General features: G+C 55.3%; 21 protein-coding genes and 1 other annotated feature. Of the genes, 8 read left to right on the top strand and 13 right to left on the bottom strand.

The features are described from left to right. Window positions 1–8 precede the first annotated feature (8 nt). The gene (locus ACXI0A_RS06455; protein WP_476149810.1) at window positions 9–878 is read right to left on the bottom strand and encodes a LysR substrate-binding domain-containing protein; all 870 of its coding nucleotides are present in this window, start codon (window positions 876–878) and stop codon (window positions 9–11) included. 90 nt (window positions 879–968) lie between these two features. On the opposite strand from ACXI0A_RS06455, the gene ACXI0A_RS06450 reads away from it, so the two are divergent. Next, on the top strand, window positions 969–1,400 hold the full coding sequence (locus ACXI0A_RS06450; protein WP_200573229.1) for a multidrug/biocide efflux PACE transporter: 432 nt from the start codon (window positions 969–971) through the stop codon (window positions 1,398–1,400). 28 nt (window positions 1,401–1,428) lie between these two features. On the opposite strand, the gene ushA is transcribed toward ACXI0A_RS06450, so the two are convergent. Beyond that, window positions 1,429–3,180: a bifunctional UDP-sugar hydrolase/5'-nucleotidase UshA gene (ushA, locus tag ACXI0A_RS06445; protein ID WP_476149813.1), complete on the bottom strand. Its 1,752-nt coding sequence runs from the start codon at window positions 3,178–3,180 to the stop codon at window positions 1,429–1,431. 163 nt (window positions 3,181–3,343) lie between these two features. Between ushA and ACXI0A_RS06440 the strand changes: the two genes are divergently transcribed. Continuing rightward, window positions 3,344–4,540: an MFS transporter gene (locus ACXI0A_RS06440; protein ID WP_476149815.1), complete on the top strand. Its 1,197-nt coding sequence runs from the start codon at window positions 3,344–3,346 to the stop codon at window positions 4,538–4,540. A 220-nt stretch (window positions 4,541–4,760) separates the two neighbouring features. Further along, a complete protein-coding gene (gene ybaL, locus ACXI0A_RS06435) occupies window positions 4,761–6,449 on the top strand; it encodes a YbaL family putative K(+) efflux transporter (protein ID WP_224934106.1) in 1,689 nt (562 codons plus the stop codon). A 232-nt stretch (window positions 6,450–6,681) separates the two neighbouring features. On the opposite strand, the gene ACXI0A_RS06430 is transcribed toward ybaL, so the two are convergent. From ACXI0A_RS06430 to ACXI0A_RS06415, 4 genes are all read right to left on the bottom strand, one after another. Further along, on the bottom strand, window positions 6,682–7,983 hold the full coding sequence (locus ACXI0A_RS06430; RefSeq protein ID WP_476149817.1) for an inosine/guanosine kinase: 1,302 nt from the start codon (window positions 7,981–7,983) through the stop codon (window positions 6,682–6,684). Between the two features lie 57 nt (window positions 7,984–8,040). Then, window positions 8,041–9,000 carry a ferrochelatase gene (hemH, locus tag ACXI0A_RS06425; RefSeq protein ID WP_476149819.1) on the bottom strand — a complete coding sequence of 320 codons (960 nt, stop codon included), beginning with the start codon at window positions 8,998–9,000 and terminating at the stop codon, window positions 8,041–8,043. Between the two features lie 238 nt (window positions 9,001–9,238). Continuing rightward, complete coding sequence (gene adk, locus ACXI0A_RS06420) at window positions 9,239–9,883, bottom strand: adenylate kinase (RefSeq protein WP_224934109.1); 645 nt, start codon at window positions 9,881–9,883, stop codon at window positions 9,239–9,241. A gap of 151 nt (window positions 9,884–10,034) precedes the next feature. Continuing rightward, window positions 10,035–10,865, bottom strand: coding sequence for a DUF6024 family protein (locus ACXI0A_RS06415; RefSeq protein ID WP_476149820.1), 831 nt, complete (start codon window positions 10,863–10,865; stop codon window positions 10,035–10,037). Between the two features lie 192 nt (window positions 10,866–11,057). Here ACXI0A_RS06415 and ACXI0A_RS06410 point away from each other — a divergent pair, with 192 nt between their 5' ends. Then, window positions 11,058–11,927 carry a LysR substrate-binding domain-containing protein gene (locus ACXI0A_RS06410; RefSeq protein ID WP_224934111.1) on the top strand — a complete coding sequence of 290 codons (870 nt, stop codon included), beginning with the start codon at window positions 11,058–11,060 and terminating at the stop codon, window positions 11,925–11,927. 47 nt (window positions 11,928–11,974) lie between these two features. Here ACXI0A_RS06410 and htpG read toward each other — a convergent pair whose 3' ends face one another. The 6 genes from htpG to ACXI0A_RS06380 all read right to left on the bottom strand — a co-directional run bounded on the left by htpG (window position 11,975) and on the right by ACXI0A_RS06380 (window position 18,514). Further along, entirely contained in the window at window positions 11,975–13,849 is a 1,875-nt protein-coding gene (gene htpG / locus ACXI0A_RS06405; RefSeq protein WP_476151138.1) for a molecular chaperone HtpG, read from the bottom strand. Window positions 13,850–14,073: 224 nt separating this feature from the next. Further along, window positions 14,074–14,679 (bottom strand): recombination mediator RecR, encoded by a 606-nt coding sequence (recR, locus tag ACXI0A_RS06400; protein WP_084935478.1) that lies wholly within the window; start codon window positions 14,677–14,679, stop codon window positions 14,074–14,076. Continuing rightward, the gene (locus ACXI0A_RS06395) at window positions 14,679–15,008 is read right to left on the bottom strand and encodes a YbaB/EbfC family nucleoid-associated protein (RefSeq protein ID WP_031377860.1); all 330 of its coding nucleotides are present in this window, start codon (window positions 15,006–15,008) and stop codon (window positions 14,679–14,681) included. Before ACXI0A_RS06395 ends, recR begins: the two co-directional genes overlap by 1 nt. Before the next feature lie 52 nt (window positions 15,009–15,060). Beyond that, window positions 15,061–17,145 carry a DNA polymerase III subunit gamma/tau gene (gene dnaX, locus ACXI0A_RS06390; RefSeq protein WP_476149823.1) on the bottom strand — a complete coding sequence of 695 codons (2,085 nt, stop codon included), beginning with the start codon at window positions 17,143–17,145 and terminating at the stop codon, window positions 15,061–15,063. After that, window positions 15,658–15,719 (bottom strand) — a sequence feature (DnaX frameshifting element). (Overlaps the previous gene by 62 nt.) Before the next feature lie 284 nt (window positions 17,146–17,429). Continuing rightward, the gene (apt, locus tag ACXI0A_RS06385) at window positions 17,430–17,981 is read right to left on the bottom strand and encodes an adenine phosphoribosyltransferase (RefSeq protein ID WP_476149825.1); all 552 of its coding nucleotides are present in this window, start codon (window positions 17,979–17,981) and stop codon (window positions 17,430–17,432) included. Window positions 17,982–18,133: 152 nt separating this feature from the next. Next, the gene (locus ACXI0A_RS06380; protein WP_476149827.1) at window positions 18,134–18,514 is read right to left on the bottom strand and encodes a DUF454 family protein; all 381 of its coding nucleotides are present in this window, start codon (window positions 18,512–18,514) and stop codon (window positions 18,134–18,136) included. Window positions 18,515–18,571: 57 nt separating this feature from the next. Between ACXI0A_RS06380 and priC the strand changes: the two genes are divergently transcribed. The 3 genes from priC to rsmS all read left to right on the top strand — a co-directional run bounded on the left by priC (window position 18,572) and on the right by rsmS (window position 19,605). Then, window positions 18,572–19,084, top strand: coding sequence for a primosomal replication protein PriC (priC, locus tag ACXI0A_RS06375; RefSeq protein WP_476149829.1), 513 nt, complete (start codon window positions 18,572–18,574; stop codon window positions 19,082–19,084). Window positions 19,085–19,192: 108 nt separating this feature from the next. After that, window positions 19,193–19,438 carry a GlsB/YeaQ/YmgE family stress response membrane protein gene (locus tag ACXI0A_RS06370; RefSeq protein WP_224934116.1) on the top strand — a complete coding sequence of 82 codons (246 nt, stop codon included), beginning with the start codon at window positions 19,193–19,195 and terminating at the stop codon, window positions 19,436–19,438. An 11-nt stretch (window positions 19,439–19,449) separates the two neighbouring features. After that, window positions 19,450–19,605 (top strand): pleiotropic regulatory protein RsmS, encoded by a 156-nt coding sequence (gene rsmS, locus ACXI0A_RS06365; protein WP_224934117.1) that lies wholly within the window; start codon window positions 19,450–19,452, stop codon window positions 19,603–19,605. Here rsmS and acrR read toward each other — a convergent pair. Continuing rightward, window positions 19,602–20,240, bottom strand: coding sequence for a multidrug efflux transporter transcriptional repressor AcrR (gene acrR, locus ACXI0A_RS06360; protein WP_476149831.1), 639 nt, complete (start codon window positions 20,238–20,240; stop codon window positions 19,602–19,604). The two genes, rsmS and acrR, sit on opposite strands and share 4 nt — an antisense overlap. A 142-nt stretch (window positions 20,241–20,382) precedes the next feature. Here acrR and ACXI0A_RS06355 point away from each other — a divergent pair, with 142 nt between their 5' ends. Beyond that, window positions 20,383–21,573 (top strand): efflux RND transporter periplasmic adaptor subunit, encoded by a 1,191-nt coding sequence (locus ACXI0A_RS06355; protein ID WP_224934119.1) that lies wholly within the window; start codon window positions 20,383–20,385, stop codon window positions 21,571–21,573. The last annotated feature ends 6 nt before the right edge of the window (window positions 21,574–21,579 follow it).

Raw genomic sequence — 21,579 nt, 5'->3', positions numbered from 1 at the left:
CGCCGCGATCAATTCGGCTGCTGAGCGCAAAGCTGATCGATCATCCAGCGTCCGGCGGGTCCCGGCGGATTGCGGCGCGACCAGATCACATCCACCGCGATGCGCTGTGGCCAGCCCGGCACCGGTAACTCTTTCAGCACCTGATGACCAAACTGCTCCACCAGCCAGCGCGGTAACACGCTCCAGCCGAATCCCTGCTCCGCCATCTCCAGCAGCAACAAATAAGAAGGCGCCGACCACACGCGCCCGGCGGGTAGCGGTTCACGGTTTTGCACCCAGGTATTAAGCCGCAAATGGCGTAACTCACCGAGCTGTGCTTCATTCACCTGTTTTGACTGCGATAACGCATGATCCTGATGCAGATAGATCGCCATCTCCGCCCCCACCTGCAAACGCGCTACCGCCAGATCCGGCGGTAGCTGCGGCTGCGCGCGCACCACACCAAGATGCACACGCCCGGCCTGCAGCAGATCCAGCGCATCCGCATCTTCAGCAATCATGCATTCAAATTCGATATCCGGATAACGCGCTTCAAAGCGGTTGAGCAAATTTTCATGGTGATCGGCCTGCCAGAAATCAGAGATCGCAATGCTGAGACGTGGTTCCACGCCCTGCGACAGCCGCACCGCCAGCTCATCCAGCCGCTGGCTGGCCGCCAGAATCTGCTGCACCTGCGCCAGGGCACGCTGCCCTTGTTCGGTTAATACCGGCTGACGGCCGCTGCGATCAAACAGCGTGAAACCCAGATCGTCTTCCAGATTAGCCACTGCGCTGCTGATAGTGGACTGGCTTTTTGCCAGCGCTCGCGCCGCCGCTGAAAACGAGCCACTGGCAACCGTCTGCACGAAGGCCTCAAGGGATTCTGGGGAGTATTTCATGGTGAACCATCGCTTTTATCGATAGGTAATCATTTTATCTTAGCATTTCGCGGTGAGAAAATGTGTCGCGTTACCTAATAGGAGGTTTATATGCGTACCCGTTCGCTGAAAGAACGTTTTTATCATGCTGCAGGATTTGAAGTGCTGGCGATTCTCACGGTGGCACCGCTGGCTGCCTGGATTATGGAAAAGCCGCTGTTTCAGATGGGCGCGCTGGCGATTATGTTGTCAACGGTCGCCATGCTGTGGAACATGATCTACAACACCGGTTTTGATCGCATCTGGCCGCCACAGAGAAAACGCGGCCTCGGTCTGCGCGCCATCCACGCGCTGGGCTTTGAAGGGGGCTTTATCGTCATCGGTTTACCGATTGCCGCCTGGATGCTGAAGATTACGCTGCTGCAAGCCTTTATGGTGGAAGTCGCGTTCTTCCTGTTCTTCCTGCCCTATACCATGGCTTATAACTGGATGTGGGATAAATTGCGCCAGCGCTGGCTGACGCAGAAATCCTGTCAGGCATAAAACTACGGCGCCCCATCGGGCGCCGTTCTTAATTGTGCAGCGCGCGCGGCCAGATCCACGCCAGAATGGCCTGCGGGTAGCTGCGCTTACGCGGTTTCTCCTCGGCTTTATCGCGCTCCTGCACCTGCGCTTCCGTCAAATGCACAATGCCGGATGGCGCATAGTCAGCGATTTTCAGCGGAGAGTGTGCCGTGACGTAATCACGCAGCACATCCGCATCACGCAGTCCGGTATTGCTGAAGCCCGCATGTGTCTCGATGTTGGGATAACCATCACCGCCGCTGGCATTAAAGCTGTTGGTGGCCAGGCGATAGGTTTTGTCTTTTTGCAGCGGCTCGCCGTTGATCTTCACCTCGCTCACCGCTTTGCCATCCGCCACCAGACTGATATTGCTGAACTGCGCGAAACCGCCGGAGTTGGTTTTGATATTGGCAACCGTGGCAAGATACTTCAGCAACTCGTCTCCGGTCAGCGTCACTGACACCACCTGATTACCAAACGGCTGCACCTGCAACAGATCGCGCCAGCTCAGCTTGCCTGCGGCCAGCGAGGTGCGAATGCCACCGCCACTGATCACTGCGAAATCCGCTTTGGTCGCAGCCATCTGCGCGCGCAGAATCAGCTGACCAAGATTGGTTTGTTCAAAGCGCACTTTGTCGCGTTCCCCGACAAATACGCCGTCGCTGCTACCGACACTCACGTCGAGCTTCTTCGCCGCGCGCAGTTGATACGGCGTCAATAACTTCATCATCGCGCTGTTTGGCGGGATCTCTTCCTGCCAGGTGAGCCAGGAAACGCTGCCATCCAGATTCTTCACTTCGTGCTTCAGGTTCACCGGGATCAGCTGATAACTGTCCAGCGTCAACTCACCGTTGCGGAAGGTGAAATCACCGCGTCCGACATATTTGCCCCACTCTTTCGCCTGCATGATCCACACGCCGTTTTGACGATCGGGCTGGCATGGTTGGCCGGGCTGATAATCTTTCACGCTGACGTTGTCTTTCTCCATGCACACCGCATCCTGCGAGTGGCCACCAATAATCACATTAATGGTGCCCGGCGGAAGACTGCGCGCCAGTTCCACATCACCCGGTGCGTTGCTGCCGTGCTGTCCATCGTCGTAATGGCCCATGTGCGTCAGCGCCACGATCACATCGGGTTTCTCGCTGGCGCGCAGTTCCGCCACCGCTTTTTCCGTCTCTTTCACCGGATCGCGGATGTCGATGTTGGCGATATTTTCCGGGTTGGAAATTTTCAGCGTATCGGTGGTGGTCAGGCCGATCACCGCAATCTTCAGCCCCATGCGATTAAAGATCGCCCACGGCTTGAACAGGCGCTGATCGCTACCCTTTTGATAGATATTTGCGGAGAGGAAAGGGAATTTGGCCCACTTCTGTTGCTGTTGCAGCACGCTGATCGGCTTATCGAACTCGTGATTGCCCAGCGCCATGGCATCGTAACCGATCAGGTTCATGCCGCGAATATCAGGTTCGGCATTGAGCAGATCCGATTCCGGCACGCCGGTATTCACGTCTCCAGCGGAAAGGATCAAGGCACCGCCGCCTTTGGCCTGCACATCATAACGCTGTTTATCCATCAGCGTTTTTTGCGCCGCCAGACCATATTCGCCCTGCGTGTTCGTCCAGTAGCGACCGTGATGATCGTTGGTGTGCAGAATACTGAATCGATAACTGCGATCCGTTTGCCATGCCTGCGCCAGCATCGGCAGCAACAGCATGATCAGCGCCAGCCAGCGCCCTCTCCGCGGGAATAACAACAAAGCCGATCTCCTTATTCTGCGTATTTCCACTTTGCCGTGGACTTAATGTGCTTTATCACCCTTCTGTGTCGCACAGATGGCACTTTAACTCAAGACCAAAGGCTTATAGAGTCGAACAGGTAATAACAAACTGATAACGATAACCGCACTCTTCAGGATTTTTATGGCAAGTGACATCGCAACCCCGACACGCGCACCGGGACGGACCGCTTTTGGCATTTTAGGTGCCATCAGCCTCGCGCATCTGCTCAACGATATGCTGCAATCGCTGCTGCTGGCGATTTACCCGATGCTGCAAAAAGATTTTAGCCTTAACTTCGTCCAGATAGGTCTGATAACGCTGACCTTTCAGGTCACCGCTTCGCTGCTGCAACCGATCATCGGCCATTACACCGACAAATATCCGAAACCCTGGTCATTGCCGGTCGGGATGGGCTTCACGCTGTGTGGTCTGGTGCTGCTGACGTTCTCCAGCACCTATCCGCAAGTGCTGCTGGCGGCCGCGCTGGTGGGCAGCGGTTCCTCGGTGTTCCATCCGGAATCTTCGCGCGTGGCGCGTATGGCGTCCGGCGGACGGCACGGTTTAGCCCAGTCGCTGTTCCAGGTGGGCGGCAACTTTGGTAGCGCGTTAGGCCCACTGCTGGCGGCAATGATTGTTGCCCCTTACGGCAAAGGGCATCTTGGCTGGTTCGTACTGGCCGCGCTGCTCGGCATAATTGTTTTGCTGCAGGTCAGCCGCTGGTATAGCCATCAGCAGCGCGCTAACAAAGCAAAAGCTTCGGTGGCCCCGGTCAATCCGTTGCCGCGCAAGAAAGTGGCGCTGGCGATCAGCATTTTGCTGCTGCTGATCTTCTCTAAATACTTCTATCTCACCAGCCTGAGCAGCTATTACACCTTCTATTTAATTGAGAAATTCGGACTTTCTGTTCAGGCCTCGCAATTCCATCTGTTTGCCTTCCTCGGCGCGGTGGCCGCGGGCACCATCATTGGCGGCCCCATTGGCGACAAAATTGGCCGTAAATACGTGATTTGGGTATCGATTCTCGGCGTTGCGCCCTTCACCTTGCTACTACCACATGCCAACTTAATGTGGACCAGCGTGTTAAGCGTGATCATCGGTTTGATTCTCGCTTCAGCGTTTTCCGCCATTCTGGTGTACGCACAAGAGCTGATGCCAGGACGTATCGGTATGGTTTCTGGACTGTTTTTCGGTTTTGCCTTTGGCATGGGCGGGCTCGGTGCCGCCGTACTCGGCGTGGTGGCAGACCACACCAGCATCGAATGGGTATATCAAATCTGTGCCTGGCTGCCTTTAATCGGCCTTTTAACCGCTTTCTTGCCTAATAACCGCCACGCTTAAGCCGCTTTTGGGGGGCAACTCTTTTTCTTCGCCCCCCTCCATTCTGCGGAAAACCTGCCGATAGTGTGAGATAACTGAGGAAAATGCTGCTTCAGCTGCGTTTTCTTCTCATTTTTTCAATTTAATCGCTTTTCACCGCTCAAATGTTTAAACGTGGTTAGCGATTGTGCATTACACTGGGTTGTTACAAGCGGATACATTTACACACAAGGAGACAGGCATGCATCACACCACACCGTTGATCACCACCATTGTCGGGGGCCTGGTCCTCGCCTTTATCCTTGGAATGATTGCCAACCGCCTGCGTATCTCTCCGTTAGTCGGTTATCTGCTTGCTGGCGTGCTCGCCGGTCCCTTTACCCCTGGCTTTGTCGCCGATACTAACCTTGCCCCTGAACTCGCCGAGCTCGGCGTGATTCTGCTGATGTTTGGCGTGGGTTTGCACTTTTCGCTGAAGGATTTGATGTCGGTAAAGTCGATCGCCATTCCCGGCGCCATCGCGCAAATCGCGGTGGCGACTTTGCTGGGAATGGGATTGTCGTGGGCGATGGGCTGGTCGTGGATGACCGGCTTAGTGTTTGGTCTCTGCCTCTCCACCGCCAGTACCGTGGTGTTACTGCGTGCGCTGGAAGAGCGTCAACTGATTGATAGCCAGCGTGGGCAAATCGCTATCGGCTGGCTGATCGTCGAAGATTTGGTGATGGTGCTAACGCTGGTGCTGCTGCCCGCAATTGCCGGCATGTTACAGGAAGGCAACGCCAGCCCTACTCTGCTGCTGTGGGATTTGATGCTGACCATCGGCAAAGTCGTCGCCTTTATGGTGCTGATGATGGTGGTGGGCCGTCGTGTGGTGCCGTGGATTCTGGCGAAAAGCGCCGCTACCGGATCGCGCGAACTCTTTACCTTATCCGTACTGGCGCTGGCACTGGGTATCGCTTTCGGTGCGGTTGAATTCTTCGATGTCTCCTTCGCCCTCGGCGCCTTCTTTGCCGGTATGGTGCTCAACGAATCCGAACTCAGCCACCGTGCGGCGCACGATACGCTGCCGCTGCGCGATGCGTTTGCCGTGCTGTTCTTTGTCTCGGTCGGCATGCTGTTTGACCCGATGATCCTGATTGAGCAGCCGCTGGCGGTATTAGGCGCGCTGGCTATTATCGTGCTGGGTAAATCCATCGCCGCCTGGCTGCTGGTCAGCCTGCTTGGCCACTCGCGGCGCACCGCGATGACTATTTCGGTGAGTCTGGCGCAGATTGGTGAGTTCGCCTTTATTCTTGCCGGTTTGGGCATTTCGCTGGGTATGCTGAGCGATGAGGGCCGCAACCTGGTGCTGGCGGCGGCGATTCTCTCCATCATGCTCAACCCGATTCTGTTCACCATACTGGAGCGCTATCTCGAAAAGACCGAGACTATCGAAGAGCAGACGCTGGAAGAAGCCATCGAAGAAGAGAAGCAGATTCCAATGGATATCTGCAATCACGCGGTGATCGTTGGTTATGGCCGCGTCGGCAGCCTGCTGGGTCAACAATTGCTGGAGGCCGATGTGCCGCTGGTGGTGGTGGAAAACTCCCGTCCGCGCGTCGAAGCGCTGCGTGAGCAAGGGATCAAAGCGGTGCTGGGCAATGCGGCTCGCGTCGATACCATGGAATTAGCCCGACTCGACTGTGCACGCTGGCTGCTGCTAACCATTCCAAACGGTTACGAAGCCGGGGAGATTGTCACCGCTGCGCGTGAGAAACGCCCGGATATTGAAATTATTGCCCGTGCGCATTACGACGATGAAGTGAATTACATCATGGAGCGCGGCGCTAATCGTGTGGTGATGGGTGAACGTGAGATCGCCAACAGCATGCTGAATGTGCTGCAGGAAGAGATTGCGCAGAACCCGATTGTGCGTGAGTGCCCGATTTAACGACGTGTAGTGATGGGCCAGGTCGCCATTAATGGCGACCCTACTGAATTTATGTTTATCAAATAGTTAGCGCGTCGATTTAGCAGTCACAACTGAACAAATGCGCATCAATCTGCCCAACTTTGCGCATCGATTTCGCAGGCATAGAGGAACGGATACGCACCAATCCTCCCAACTTTGCGCATCGATTTCGCATTCATAGCGGAACGGATGCGCATCATCGAGTTACGCCTTACCTGTCCCAGTACGACTCTTCTAAACTGTCTTCCCGCTCTGGCAGGCCGCGCATCAGACGCGGTGAATGCTGATTCAGCACCTGATAGCTCACCCGGTTAGCGTATTTGCACACCTGCGCCAGCGACGAATAGGTGAGATAACCGCGTGCGTGTTTGCTTGAGTTCGGCACTTTCTGGCGGTGGAAATTATTGGCGGTGATATCGTGCAGCAGCGCGGCTAAGGCACCATCACCGGCGCCATTGGTGTTCATGATCTTCTCAGGGCCACCCATATAAGGCGCGATGTGCGAGAAGATGCGCAGCGGCTGCTGGCAATCCTGATGACGCATAGCGCGACTAAACTCATATTGGTTGAATTCGGCTATCGCGCCCGGCAGCAGCGGATGATTGGTTTTGCGCTTGAATTCATCTTCGGTGAAGCCAGCCATGTACAAACCCGTCGGGCCAGCGGTGCACAGCACCAGATCCACCCAGTCCAGCGCAATATTCGACGCCAGCAGCGGATCCTGCTCACCGGTCAGCGCCAGCGCCTCTTCTTCGTTCATCGCCACGATCGACACATGATCGCGCAGGAAATCGCGCCAGAACTGTGGATCGTCCTGAATCACATATTTGGTTCCCAGCGTCAGCACCACCGGCACGTCATGCTTTTTCGCGTATTCGATGGCGCGCAGCGTGGCCGCTGGCATCGGCTCACCCGGCTGGCAGCGCACCAAATAGGAAGTCAGCACCAGCGCCGACGCCCCGGCAATCACCTCTTCTGGAATGCTGTCCGCCTGAAGTTGGTTCATCAACCCCGGACTGATGGCAAAGGTGCGTTCGCCCTGCTCACCAATCAGGGTGAAGCAGCGGCCAATCGCGCCATCCACGCCTTGCAGGAAATTGAGATCCATACGGCTGGAGGTGTTGCACAGATAGCGATAAGCGTAGCCACCAATCTGGATGTTGTTGCACATCACGCCGAGCAATACGGAACGGTCATCGGCCAGTACGGAATAGTTGTGCAGCGTGTTACCGATGGTGCCACCAGCAAATTGATGGCTGATCAGCGCATCACGCATCAGCTCGTTGTACAAAGCCTCTGCGGTGACATCGTCGATCACCAGAGAGTGACCGGCGCTCAGGCCGTAGCGTTGCAGGAAGTCATCATCAACTTTGGCTTCAATATCCACCAGCGTCTGATCGATACCCACCACCCAACTGCCCTCTTCCTGCTCTTGAGGTGTGGCTTGCAGCAGCGGATCGCGCGCGTTAACGGGGAAATAGTGTTTGGATTTGCGTTTGCCGGGAAATTTCATCGTGGCTGCCGTAAGGGAAATCTGACAGAGAATGATATCACACTCTCTGCCAGCACTTTATCGGCGTGCGTTGACCAGCTGAACCATCATCTCGATGTGCTCGTCATCGGCGTTGAGCGCGGGGATATATTCGAACTTCTCGCCACCGGCGTGCAGGAAGAACTCACAGTTCTGCTCGCTGATCTCTTCCAGTGTTTCCAGACAGTCTGCGGAGAAGCCTGGGCTCATCACCTGCACATGCTTAATGCCTTTGGCCGGTAAACCCTGCATGGTTTCGTCGGTGTACGGCGTCAACCACGGCTCACGGCCAAAGCGTGACTGGAAGGTCATCATGATTTTGTGCGGCGCGATGTTCAACGCGGCAGCCAGCGCATCGGTGGTGTCTTTACAACGCTGCGGATAATCATCGCCTTCGTTGGCAAAGCGCTGCGGGATGCCGTGATACGAGAGTACCAGCAGGTCCGGTTCGCCATGCTGCGCAAACGAACGTTCAACCGAAGCCTTCAGTGCTGCGATATAGGCAGGATGCTCGGCATAATCGCGTATAAAAGCGACTTCAGGCAGGGAGCGCAGCGGTTTAAAGCTGGCGGATAATCCATCCCACACGGCGGCGACCGTCGAGCACGAGAACTGCGGATAGAGCGGTAATACAATCAGTTTGGTCACGCCCTGAGCCAGCAAACGCTGAACCGCGCCCTCAAGGCTCGGTTGGCCGTAACTCATGCCCAGTTCAACCGGCATATCCACGCGCTGCGCCAGCGCTTCACGCTGCTGCTTGCTGAACACCATCAGCGGTGAACCTTCTTTCATCCACACAGAGGCGTACAGCTTCGATACGCGCGGCGAACGGAACGGCAAAATGGCGAAATTGAGAATCGGCCACCACAACCAACGCGGTGTATCCACCACGCGCGGATCGCCAAGGAACTGTTTCAAATAGCGCTTAACGGCAGGTGTTGTAGGCGCATCAGGTGTGCCTAAATTGACCAGCAAAACCCCAGGCTTTTCTTGCCTCATTGGTATTTCCTTGATGTCAAAACGAATGGATCAAAATCAGGGGGAAATTGTAGCGGAAAACGCGGGAGGGGAAAGCAATTGCTGCAAAAGGGCCGGACAACCGGCCCTTTCTGGCACAACCCTGAATAATTCAAATGGCAGGAAGGCGGCAAACGAATGAATCCCGATGAGCTTACTCAAGTAAGTGATTCGGGTGAATGAGAGCAGCCAACGCACCTGCAAATTGAAGTATGACGGGTTAGCCGAGGATTTCGGCCAGCTGCGTGCTCACTTCGGCCACCTTACGGGTGCCGTCGATCTTGTGATACTGGGTGTTACCGGCTTCCGCTTCTTTGCTGTAGTAAGCAATCAGCGGTGCAGTCAGCTGATGGTATTCCACCAGACGCTTCCGCACGGTTTCTTCCTGATCATCTTTACGCGTGGTCAGCTCTTCGCCGGTCACGTCATCTTTACCTTCCACTTTTGGTGGATTGTAGCTGACGTGATACACGCGGCCAGACGGTGCATGCACGCGACGGCCAACAATACGATCCACAATCAGTTCGTCCGGCACGGCAAACTCCAGCACGAAGTCCACATTGATGCCCGCGTCTTTCATGGCGTCAGCTTGTGGGATGGTGCGTGGGAAGCCATCGAGCAGGAAACCGTTTTTGCAGTCTTCCTGCGTGATACGCTCTTTAACCAGCGCAATCACCAGTTCGTCTGTGACCAGTTTACCGGCATCCATGATGGCTTTCGCCTGTTGGCCCAGTTCGGTGCCTGCTTTAACTGCCGCACGCAACATGTCACCGGTGGAGATTTGCGGAATACCGTATTTCTCCATGATGAATTGAGCCTGAGTGCCTTTACCTGCGCCCGGTGCCCCGAGCAGAATAATACGCATTGCGTAATTCCCCTTGCGAATCGCATTGATCTATCTGAGAAGGCCAAGAACATACCATTATGACCCGCGCACCACAAGGAAACGGGCGCGCTTCCGGTGAAAGCTTTACTTTGACTTGCTCTAGAGCAAAACACCAGCAGAGTGCCCGTTTTTAAGAATCACGGCTAACGCTTAACACCTCTTTCAGACGTCTTTTCAGTATCGGCGTGACGTTTTGATTTTTGTTCACACCGCCGCGCACGTTGGCATGCAGGCGTAAGCGGTGGTGAGCGGGAAGCAGGTGCATATCCTGCGGCACGTCGTGCAAGGCAAAGCTGACTGGCAGCGGGAACAGGGCAAACGGTAAGCCGTGCTGCTGAATCGATTGCAGCTGAACCGGGACATCAAGCGTAATATTATCCACGCTAGCGATATTAAACGGCCGCCAGCCGCTGTTTTCCATCATTTCCAGCGTCTGGTCCAGCGACGTGCCAAAAGCCAGCCCCTGCTCAAATAACCGCAATTCGCTGCGCACCAGCGTACTGAAATCGCAGGTTCTCAAAGCTATCAACACCAGGTCACCGCTCAACGCAGCATGACGATCGAGCCGTGCCACAAACAATCGCGCATCGCTGATTAATCGTTTATGCAGCAAGGTGGCAAAGGATTCCGAGGCATCGGTCACGCCCTGGCTTTGACACTCTGCCAGCGATCGTACCCGGCCCTGCTGCATGTCGACGTGCTCAACCAGCGCAATGTTGCCGGCCATCATGGGCACCGCCGGTAAGACACTCAGTTCACTGACCGGATATTGCGAAGCGTAACGCGTTTGGTTGCGCGCCTGCTCCTGACGTAAAAACAGTTGTGAGAGCAGCACCCGCGCAATATGCAAAGAGGGTGCAAAGAATAGGTCGTAGTTTTCCAGCCGATAGTGACGGGATAGCAAGCCGCGAAGTTGATCGCGCGCCGCCGCCGCCCTGGCAGTAGCATGTTGGTGATCCATCGCGTGAGATTTCTCTAATTATAGGAATGCTGTGTGTGTCGCAGATTGAAGGGGGAACATTAGCCGCGTTAAACACAGACAACGCCATCCGTCAACCCGCCATAATCTGGGGGAAAGGTTAGGGCAATGCGGCTGGACATTAAAATGATATAAACTGACAATCCCTGTTAGGTTTTTACACAGGGGATGAGTATGACCGCGCTTCCGTCGTTACGTGCACTGCACTATTTTCATCAGGCAGCACTGCACAGCAGTTTTAGCGTGGCGGCCGAGCGTCTTCATGTCACTCACAGCGCCATTAGCCATCAGATTCGACAGCTCGAAAGCTGGATGGGAAAGCCATTATTCGTTCGCACCAATGGACGCGTCAAATTAACCTCACACGGCGAGCGTTTGCTGGTGAGCTGTCAGAAGGCGTTTAGCGAACTCTCCACCACCTGCGAAAGCATCCGCACCGGCATGCGTCATCACCTCAGCGTCTCCTGTGCGCCGAGTTTTCTCTCACAATGGCTGATTCCACGTATTAGCAGCTTTTATCAACGCTATCCCGATATTGAAGTGCAGTTTCAACCGCTGGTGGAGATCGACCAGCTGCGCAGTGAGCACACCGACGTATTAATTCTCAGCTATGAGCAGTCACCGGATGAGGATATCGATGCCACGCTGATCAGCGATGACTATATTGGTCCGCTGTGCGCTCCGCAGTACGCCGCACGTTTTCAAAACGAGCAGGATTTAGCTTCTCTGCCGCTGTTACATGCGGATACGCGGCTGCACGCCTGGGCGGAATGGGGGAAAACCAGCGGCGTGCGCGGCAATTTCTGGGTTGGCAAACATTTCGACAATCTTACGCTGGGCATTCAGGCAGCGAGAAACGGGCTGGGCGTGATTATGGCACCGCGATTGCTGGTGCGTCAGGAGTTGAATGACGGGACGCTGATTGCGCCGTTAGGATTTGTACGTGTGGATCGCGCCACGTGGATGATGACCAAACTTTCCCGGCAGCATGATGCCGAAGTCACCCTGTTTCGCGACTGGCTGCGCGATCAGGCGCCACACTAAAAAGAAAGGTCGGCATTCCTGCCGACCTTGTCTATTACCGCTCAGGCTTACGCCGTCAGCAGCTGGTTCATACGACGGATAAACTGGTTCGGATCGTCCAGCGTACCGCGCTCAGCCAGCAGCGCCTGATCCAGCAACAGCTCAACCCATTCAGCAAAATGCGCTTCATCGTGAGTATCCGCCACGCGTTTCACCAGCGTATGCTCCGGGTTGATTTCGAAGATGTACTTCACATCCGGAACTTCCTGACCGGCCGCAGCAAACAGCTTCGCCATCTGTGTGGTCATTTCGTTAGCGTCGGTGGTGACAATCGCCGGGGTGTCGGTCAGACGATGCGTCAGACGCACCTCTTTCACACGCTCGCCCAGCAGCGTTTTCACGCGCTCAACAAACGGCTCCAGCGCTTTTTCCGCTTCCTTCTGCTCTTCGGTCTCTTCATCGGCCAGTTTGCTCAGCGAATCGTCCGCTTTGCTCACTGACTGGAAGGTCTTGCCGTCGAACTCGGTCAGGTAGCTCATCATCCACTCGTCGATACGATCGGACAGCAGCAGCACCTCAATGCCTTTTTTGCGGAACAGTTCCAGATGCGGACTGCTCTTTGCGGCGGCATAGCTGTCGGCAGTGATGTAATAAATCTTATCCTGCCCTTCCACCATGCGGCTCAGGTAATCATCCAGCGAAATGGTCTGCTCAGCGCCTTCACTCTGCGTGGTGGCAAAGCGCAGCAGTTTGGCAATCGCCTGCTGGTTGGTGTTGTCTTCCGCCGGGCCTTCTTTCAGCACCAGACCAAACTCTTTCCAGAACTGCTGATATTTCTCAGCGTCGTCTTTGGCCAGTTTTTCCAGCATCTGCAGGCTACGCTTAGTCAGCGCGGCGCGCAGGCTCTGGGTAACACGGCTGTCCTGCAGGATTTCACGGGACACGTTCAGTGGCAGATCGTTGGAATCTATCAGGCCACGTACAAAGCGCAGGTAGTTCGGCATGAACTGCTCGGCATCGTCCATGATGAACACGCGCTGCACATACAGCTTCAGGCCGTGTTTGCTGTCGCGGTTGAACATGTCGAACGGTGCACGCTGCGGGATATACAGCAGGCTGGTGTACTCCTGCTTGCCTTCCACACGGTTGTGACTCCAGATCGCCGGATCGCTGTAATCGTGGGCGATATGTTTGTAAAACTCGTTGTACTCTTCGTCGCTGATCTCAGACTTGTTGCGCGTCCACAGCGCCTGGGCTTTGTTGATCTTTTCCCAGGTCGTGGTGTCGTTCTCTTCGTCTTTGGTTTCAATCTCAACCGGCAGCGCGATGTGATCGGAGTATTTGCTGATCACATTACGCACGCGCCAGTCGTCGAGGAAATCATCTTCGCCTGCGCGGAAGTGCAGCGTGATTTCGGTACCGCGATCGGCTTTCTCGATTTCAGCAAGAGTGTATTCACCCTCGCCTGCGGATTCCCAGAACACAGCTTCATCGGCTTTCGCACCCGCAGCACGGGTACGCACGGTGACTTTATCGGCGACGATAAACGCAGAGTAGAAGCCCACGCCGAACTGACCGATCAGCTGGCTGTCTTTGGCCTGATCAGAGCCCATGGATTCAAGGAAGGATTTGGTGCCAGATTTCGCAATGGTGCCGAGGTTCTCAATCACCTCATCACGACGCATACCGATACCGTTGTCGCTCAAGGTCAGCGTACGATTTTCCTTATCGACCGAGATACGCACGCGCAGGTCGCCGTCGCCTTCATATAGATCCGGCGTGGACAGTGCGCGGAAGCGCAGTTTGTCGGCGGCATCGGAGGCGTTGGAGATCAGCTCACGCAGGAAAATCTCTTTGTTTGAATAGAGGGAGTGAATCATCAGGTGCAGAAGTTGTTTTACCTCTGACTGGAAGCCACGCGTCTCTTGTCCTTTCATGGTCATTGCTACCTCAACTAAATCAGGGTTGATCATATCCCCTTCATACTTCAAGCCGCAGATGCGTTGGCTGCTCTCGTTCACCCGAATCTCTGACTTAAGTCAGCTCATCGGGATTCTCTCGTTTGCCGCCTTCCTGCAACTTGAATTATTTTGGGTAAAAGTTGAGAGAGAAATGGGGATGATGATGGGAATTTCAAGCCGATGTCAGTGAAGACATCGGCAAGTGATTAGAATTTAATCTTATGGCGTCCGGCGAGCGAGTGCGACAGCGTGGTGCCATCGACCATTTCCAGCTCACCACCGACTGGCACACCGTGCGCAATGCGGCTGGCATCCACGCCATATTGCCCGCACAAATCGGCGATATAGTTGGCGGTGGCTTCACCTTCCACCGTGGGATTGGTGGCGAGGATCACTTCGGTCAGGGTTTCGCGCTCGAGGCGCTGCTCTAACCGATCCAGACCAATATCCTGCGGGCCAATGCCATCCAGCGGTGACAAATGGCCCATCAGCACAAAGTAGCGACCGCCAAACTGGCCGGTTTGCTCAATAGCGTGGATATCGGCAGGACTTTCCACCACGCAAATCTGGCCGTTTTGTTGACGGCGCGGATTGGCGCAGATGGTGCAAATTTCCTGCTCGGTGAAAGTACGGCAATCGGCACAGTGGCCGATTTCCGACATCGCGCGGGTCAATGCCTGCGCCAGACGCATGCCACCGCTACGATCGCGCTGTAACAGCTGAAAAGCCATGCGCTGCGCCGATTTCGGGCCTACACCCGGCAGGCAGCGCAATGACTCCATCAAAGATTCAAGCAGTGGACTGGTTTGCATCAGAACGGCATCTTGAAGCCAGGTGGCAGCTGCATACCAGAAGACACAGAGGCCATTTTCTCTTTCTGCGTTTCATCAATACGACGTGCCGCATCGTTGAAGGCCGCAGCAATCAGATCTTCCAGCATGTCTTTGTCGTCTTCCAGCAAGCTTGGATCGACTTCAACACGGCGGCAGTTGTGTGCGCCATTGATGGTCACTTTGACCAGGCCAGCGCCTGATTCACCGGTCACTTCCAGCGCGGCGATCTCTTCCTGAACTTTGGCCATTTTGTCTTGCATCTGCTGGGCCTGTTTCATCAGGTTACCCAATCCGCCTTTACCAAACATAGTCTTCTCTCTCTGCTGGGGCTGCGCGCAACCACGTTGCGACAGCGGGTGTTCAAACGGGTCGAATACTCTCTTCATCCAGATCGGCATCGAAGAATCGTTGCAGCGTCTGAATGTGAGTATCGCTTGTGATCGACTGGCGCGCCTGCACCAGCTTCTCTTCATAAATGGCCTGACGCCATTCCAGTGGCGTCAATACCGCAGGATTATCGTCTTCAACGATGGTCAGTTCAACCGTTTGTCCGGCTGCCTGACTGAGTGCTTCGGTCAGCGCCTGTTTTGCCGACGCTGAATTCAGGTGACGCTGACTGCTGCGCAAATGCAGCGTGACGGTGTTCTCGCCCACTTCTTTCCACGCATTCAGCGCGACCTGCTGCACCAATTTTGGCAACGTCAGCGCGGCAATTTCGGCGGCCCACGCATCGCGTTGCTGTGCCTCTTCCGCCAGACGTAGCGCCAGCTCAGGCGTTTTCTCATGCTCCAGAGCGGAACGCAAGGCTTTTGGCGTTGCCACCGGCTCCGCTTTCACTTCCACCGTTTGCTGTGCTTTCCAGCGATAGGCTTCTGGCTTGGCGGGCGTTTTTACCGCCGGTTCAGACGCACGCTGCTGCACGCGTTCAGTGACACTGGCAAGCCGTTCCAGCGCCGGATTCGCCGGCCGCGCGGGACGCGCTGCCGGCTCACTCTTTTTTGCTTTGCCGGCTCCCTGACGCAGCAACTGCGTTCGCGCCTGTAACAGCTGGCTGGTGGAGTCGGACATATGATCTGGCGCCGGTTGCATATCGGCGTAATCATCGGCCATCGGCGGTGCTTCCTGCATCGGCGGCGCCATCTGTGGCTGCGCGGCAGCGGCAGGGCGAGGTGCCGGAGAGGTTGCTGCAGACGGAGCGGCGTGAGCTGAAGCCGCAGGCGCTGTTGACGCGGCGGTGTTGGCTGAAGCCGCTGGCGTTGCCGGCTTAGCAGACTGAGCGGAAGACGTTGCCGCGGCAGGTGCTTGCGGTGCCGTCTGCGGAATCAGGCTGGGTCGCGCAACCGGTTCGGCAATGCTCGCCTGCGGATGAAACGCCAGCGCGCGCAGCAGCGTCATCTCGACGCCCAGGCGACGATCCGGTGCCAGCGACAGGTCTTTACGTCCCATCAGCAAGGTCTGGTAATAGAGTTGCACGTCGGCGGGCGGCAATACGCGCGCTAAATCGCGCAGGCGCTGTGCCTGATTCACATCGTCTTCGCCCAGCGAAGCCGGCAGCAGTTGCACCATCGCCACGCGATGCAGCAAACGCAGCATCTCCACCAGCAGGGCTTCCCACTCAACACCGCGCGATGCCGCCTGATTGAGCAGCGCCATCACCTGTTCGCCCTGGCCATCCACCAGCGCTTCAATCAGCGCCAGCGGCTGCTCGTCATCCAGCGTACCCAGCATCTGCGCCACGGTTTCACGCGTGACGCTGCCCTGCCCCATGGCAATCGCCTGATCGGTCAGGCTCAGTGCATCACGCATACTGCCGTCAGCGGCGCGCGCCAGAAGATGCAGCGCGCGCGGCTCGGCAGCAATTTGCTCCTGCTGCAGTATATGGTCCAACTGCTGCTGAATTTGTTCGACGTCGAGCGCTTTAAGATGGAACTGCAGGCAACGCGACAGAATGGTGACCGGCAGTTTTTGCGGATCGGTGGTCGCCAGCAGGAATTTGACGTGCGACGGCGGCTCTTCCAGCGTTTTCAACAGCGCATTAAAGCTGTGACGCGAGAGCATGTGCACTTCATCGATCAGGTAAACCTTGAAGCGACCGCGTGCTGGGGCGTACTGCACGTTATCCAGCAGATCGCGCGTGTCTTCGACTTTGGTTCGTGACGCGGCATCGATCTCGATCAGATCGACAAAGCGCCCCTGCTCGATTTCGCGGCAATTATCACACTGACCACATGGCGTGGAGGTGATGCCGGTTTCGCAGTTAAGACCTTTCGCCAGCAAACGGGCGATAGAGGTTTTCCCTACGCCGCGAGTACCGGAAAAGAGATAAGCATGATGGATTCGTCCCAGTGACAACCCGTTGGCCAGCGCAGTCAGCACATGTTCCTGACCGACTACGTCAGCGAAAGCCTGGGGACGCCATTTTCGCGCAAGTACCTGATAGCTCATGTGGATTCAATCACTGGAATTTATTGAGTTGGCACAGCGGTGCGGCTATGTGAACCGGGTTCCGCCACAAGACAAAGAGGAAAAATGCAGCTTCGCAACCCCTGTTTATATGGGCAGTAGTCTAACAGCCACAACAGGATATGCCTATACCCGCGCTGCAGGCGCTGAATTTCATCGCGCACCTGCTGGAGCGGTACGATTTATTCGGCATTGATATAAAGGTACGGCTGCAGGGATGGGCAATGAAATGCGCCGCGATGGCTAATGCCAGCGGCGCACAGGCCTTAATGGCCGGGGAAATTCACGAGGCTGTAGCAGTCGATGCCCATCGCGTTGAGGCGCGCTTCACCGCTCAGATCAAACAGGTTGATCACGAACGCAGCATCTTTGACTGCTCCACCGGCACGGCGGATCAGTTTCACTGTGGCTTCCAGCGTACCGCCGGTGGCCAGCAGATCGTCCACTACCAGCACCACATCACCGGGCTTGATGGCATCTTTGTGCAGCTCCAGCGCATCAGAACCGTACTCCAGCTCATAGCTCTCGCTGTAAGTTTCACGCGGCAGCTTGCCTGGCTTACGCACTGGCACAAAACCCACGCCCAGACCCAGTGCTACCGGCGCACCAAACAGGAAGCCACGCGCTTCGGTGCCCACCACTTTGGTGATGCCTTTGTCACGATAGCGTTCAACCAGAATGGCAATCGACGCGGCATAGGCCTGCGGATCTTCCATTAAACTGGTGACGTCACGGAACAGGATGCCCGGCTTAGGGTAGTCAGGGATGCTTTTGATGCTGTTTTTGATGAGTTCAAGCTGCTGAGCAGTTGCGGTCATAAGTGTTACGCCTGGAAAAATATCTAATACGCGCAGCTTCTGACAGCGCCAATACCCGGAAACCGGGTTAACGAAGACAGTTAAATGGGGAAGCCACGCACGAAGATGCCCAAATCTATGCAAATACCCGGCTAAATGCAACCCTGCCGCGCTTAATCGCCACTGTCAGCATTTTCTGCCACCACCGGAATACGCCACATAAACAGCAGCAGCACGCACAACATCACGCCCAGCATAATGCGCACCCACAGCATGTTAACTATATAAATAGAAACGGCAAAGGTGATGACAATCAGCAACATGGCGCGCCCTTTGGCACCGGGCGGCATGGCACGATGCTGTTGCCAGTGGCGAATATAGCGGCCAAACGGCGAGCGCCACAGCAGCCAGTGGTGAAAACGCGGTGACGAGCGGGCAAAACACCAGGCGGCCAGCAACACGAATGGCGTGGTAGGTAATAAAGGTAATACAATGCCCAGCGTACCCAGCACTATCGCCAGCCAGCCAAGGCACAGAAGAAAAATTCGTTGCATGCCTGATGCCTGATAAAATCGGAACTGCGCTACGTTAACACAGTCGGAATCAGAGTGATGCCCCAACCGCCCGCACAACAACGTCTGCAGCTAATTATCGATCAATTGCGCCAGCAGATTGCGCAGCAAAAAGACGGCGCCTGCCGTCAGCCGCGCTTCGATTCGCAACTTTTTCGCTGTAAAGGCACGCGGCTGGCCGATTATCTGCACGAGCTGGAGCAAAATATGGCGCAACTAAGCGCCGCTGAAACCGATGTGATGCGGAGACAATGGCTGGCAGAAAAAGTACTGGATCAGATTGCTGCGCTGCAACGCGAGTGCCAGAGTCAGCAACTGCGCACTCTACGTGAACGGCCGCGCATTGATCCGCGCCAGTCGAAGCGCGAAGAGTATCAAGGCTATGAAACCCGCCTGATGGCGATGCTTGAACAGCGTCAGGAGCATCTGGCTCGCGCCGAAACGCTCAGCGTGCAGCAGCAATTGATCCGTGAAGTGGAAATCCTGCAGGAGCGCCTGGCACGTTGCCGCGCCGCAATGCAGAAACTGGAATTGTCAGCCCCGGCTCGCTAATCACCGCCCACTCTCCTCTACCCGTCATACTTCAAATTGCAGGTGCGTTGGCTGCGCCTTGAATTATTTAGGGTATATACTTCCCCCTACGAATTAAGGAGGAAAATCATGACTCTTATCTTTTGGATAGCGATCGGCGTGGTGGCTGGCTGCATCAAACGCATGATTTTTCCCGGTCGACCGGGCGGGTTTGTTCCCACGCTGGTGCTGGCGGTGATTGGTGCCCTAATTGGGGGTTACATCGCCACCTATTTTACCACCGGCGATTTAGCCACCTTGCATCCGGCGGGTTTTGGTGTGGCACTGCTGGGATCGGTATTGATGCTGCTGGTGGCGGCAAAATTACGTATTTAAAAGGAGAAGTTATGTCACTGGAAACTGCATCTGACGAGATCAAACTGGCGGTGGATTTGATTCAACTGCTGGAAGAGAACCAGGTGCCGACCGCGACGGTATTGGCCGCGCTGGCGATAGTGCAACATGACTATCAGCAAAAACAGGCGGCTGAAAGCGCGAATTAACGCGCGCCAGACATCGTCGGACTGAGCCGCAGCATATCTATAAAGGCATCCACCAGCTGCGGCGCATCGGCTGCCAGATCAAACGCCTGCGGGTTAAACAGCCAGTTTTCCATCATGCCGTTGATGTAACCGCACATCAGACGCGCCGACTGCAAGGTGTTCAACCCTGCTGGCAACTGGCCTACTTCGATACATTCACGTAGCACCAATTCAATTCGGTCGTAACACTCAAGCAGTAAACTTTGACGCATATCCTGTAATGTCGACATTTCGCCAACGAATTCACATTTATGGAAGATAATCTCCATTAATGCGCGTCTTTGTGGATCCTTTGCTGTGGCGTCAAGGATATAGATCAACATCGAACGAATAACAGAAAGTGGATCGCCCGGGTATTTTGTCTGATACTCAAGTTCCACATCGTCAAGCCCAGCGTCACACCGAAGCCAGATTTCATGCAGAACATCGGCTTTATTTTTGAAATGCCAGTAGATAGCACCGCGCGTGACGCCGGCCGCTGTTGCGATATCTGCCAGGGAAGTGGCAGCCACACCATGTTCAGAGAAGTGTGCTAAAGCGGCATCCAGAATTTGGTTCCGCGTTTCAAGTGCTTGCGCTTTGGTTTTTCGTGCCATAGAGGACTTTTTTTACAAACTGGCAAGTTTACATACATTTGTGAATGTATGTACCATAGCACGACCCGTGTTTTAACGCAGCAATGGGTTTATCGGTTTGTGATCCATTGATCATTTGATATCGGACACTAGAGGTTTATTTATGAATAAAAACAGAGGATTAGCGCCTCTGGCGGCCGTCCTGATGCTTTCAGGCAGCTTTGTGTTAACAGGATGTGATGATAATAAATCCCAGCAAGCCGCCCAGCAGCAGCCCCCAGAAGTGGGTGTTGTGACGTTAAAAAACGAGCCTTTGAAAATTACCACCGAATTGCCAGGTCGTACTTCGGCATTCCGCGTGGCAGAAGTGCGCCCTCAGGTGTCAGGCATTATTCTGAAGCGTAATTTTGAGGAAGGAACGGATATCAAAGCAGGCGTATCCCTGTATCAGATCGATCCGGCAACTTACCAGGCGGCTTATGACAGCGCCAAAGGCGATTTAGCACAGGCGCAAGCCAATGCACACGTCGCGCAGTTAACCATCAAACGTTATAAGCCACTGCTGGGTACTAAGTACATCAGTCAGCAGGACTATGACACCGCTGCGGCTACCGCTGCGCAGACGGCTGCTGCAGTTCAGGCAGCGCAAGCCAACGTGGAAACCGCACGCATCAATCTGGCGTATACCAAAGTGACCTCGCCGATCAGCGGTCGCATTGGTAAATCGTCTGTGACTGAAGGTGCTTTGGTCTCCAGCGGTCAGACTACCGCTTTGGCCACCGTGCAACAGCTCGATCCTATGTACGTTGATGTGACCCAATCCAGCGATGATTTCCTGCGTTTGCGCGCAGAGCTGGAATCCGGTCAGCTGAAACAGAATGACGGTAAAGCCAACGTCACGCTCTTGATGCAAAACGGTAACGCATACAGCCAGCCAGGCACATTGGAATTCTCTGATGTGACCGTGGATGAAACCACCGGCTCCATCACCCTGCGTGCCATCTTCCCAAATCCAGAGCATCGTCTGTTACCAGGCATGTTCGTGCGTGCACGACTGGATGAAGGCACCAACCCATCCGCATTGCTGGTTCCGCAACAGGGTGTCACTCGCACCCCAACCGGTCAGGCTACCGCGATGGTCGTCGGCGCAGATAACAAAGTTGAAGTTCGTAACATCACCGCTAATCAGGCATTTGGTGACAAATGGCTGGTAACGGACGGCCTGAAAGAGGGCGATCGCGTGATCACCGTCGGTCTTCAGCGTGCCAAGCCAGGTGCGCAGGTGACACCACAAGAAGTCAAAGATGATGCCAAAGCAGCGCCAGAAACTCAGTCTGCTAAATCATCGTCGTAAACAGGA

The organism is Pantoea sp. C1E2 (genome assembly GCF_056491465.1).
Note: the sequence above shows the minus strand (reverse complement) of the source record. Positions and strands in the feature narration are given on the sequence as shown.

Bases quoted from the DNA above. Each gene is read 5' to 3' on its own strand.
- ACXI0A_RS06455 (WP_476149810.1), bottom strand. From the start codon at position 878: ATGAAATACTCCCCAGAATCCCTTGAGGCCTTCGTGCAGACGGTTGCC.
- ACXI0A_RS06450 (WP_200573229.1), top strand. From the start codon at position 969: ATGCGTACCCGTTCGCTGAAAGAACGTTTTTATCATGCTGCAGGATTT.
- ACXI0A_RS06440 (WP_476149815.1), top strand. From the start codon at position 3,344: ATGGCAAGTGACATCGCAACCCCGACACGCGCACCGGGACGGACCGCT.
- ybaL (WP_224934106.1), top strand. From the start codon at position 4,761: ATGCATCACACCACACCGTTGATCACCACCATTGTCGGGGGCCTGGTC.
- ACXI0A_RS06430 (WP_476149817.1), bottom strand. From the start codon at position 7,983: ATGAAATTTCCCGGCAAACGCAAATCCAAACACTATTTCCCCGTTAAC.
- hemH (WP_476149819.1), bottom strand. From the start codon at position 9,000: ATGAGGCAAGAAAAGCCTGGGGTTTTGCTGGTCAATTTAGGCACACCT.
- adk (WP_224934109.1), bottom strand. From the start codon at position 9,883: ATGCGTATTATTCTGCTCGGGGCACCGGGCGCAGGTAAAGGCACTCAG.
- ACXI0A_RS06415 (WP_476149820.1), bottom strand. From the start codon at position 10,865: ATGGATCACCAACATGCTACTGCCAGGGCGGCGGCGGCGCGCGATCAA.
- ACXI0A_RS06410 (WP_224934111.1), top strand. From the start codon at position 11,058: ATGACCGCGCTTCCGTCGTTACGTGCACTGCACTATTTTCATCAGGCA.
- htpG (WP_476151138.1), bottom strand. From the start codon at position 13,849: ATGACCATGAAAGGACAAGAGACGCGTGGCTTCCAGTCAGAGGTAAAA.
- recR (WP_084935478.1), bottom strand. From the start codon at position 14,679: ATGCAAACCAGTCCACTGCTTGAATCTTTGATGGAGTCATTGCGCTGC.
- ACXI0A_RS06395 (WP_031377860.1), bottom strand. From the start codon at position 15,008: ATGTTTGGTAAAGGCGGATTGGGTAACCTGATGAAACAGGCCCAGCAG.
- dnaX (WP_476149823.1), bottom strand. From the start codon at position 17,145: ATGAGCTATCAGGTACTTGCGCGAAAATGGCGTCCCCAGGCTTTCGCT.
- apt (WP_476149825.1), bottom strand. From the start codon at position 17,981: ATGACCGCAACTGCTCAGCAGCTTGAACTCATCAAAAACAGCATCAAA.
- ACXI0A_RS06380 (WP_476149827.1), bottom strand. From the start codon at position 18,514: ATGCAACGAATTTTTCTTCTGTGCCTTGGCTGGCTGGCGATAGTGCTG.
- priC (WP_476149829.1), top strand. From the start codon at position 18,572: ATGCCCCAACCGCCCGCACAACAACGTCTGCAGCTAATTATCGATCAA.
- ACXI0A_RS06370 (WP_224934116.1), top strand. From the start codon at position 19,193: ATGACTCTTATCTTTTGGATAGCGATCGGCGTGGTGGCTGGCTGCATC.
- rsmS (WP_224934117.1), top strand. From the start codon at position 19,450: ATGTCACTGGAAACTGCATCTGACGAGATCAAACTGGCGGTGGATTTG.
- acrR (WP_476149831.1), bottom strand. From the start codon at position 20,240: ATGGCACGAAAAACCAAAGCGCAAGCACTTGAAACGCGGAACCAAATT.
- ACXI0A_RS06355 (WP_224934119.1), top strand. From the start codon at position 20,383: ATGAATAAAAACAGAGGATTAGCGCCTCTGGCGGCCGTCCTGATGCTT.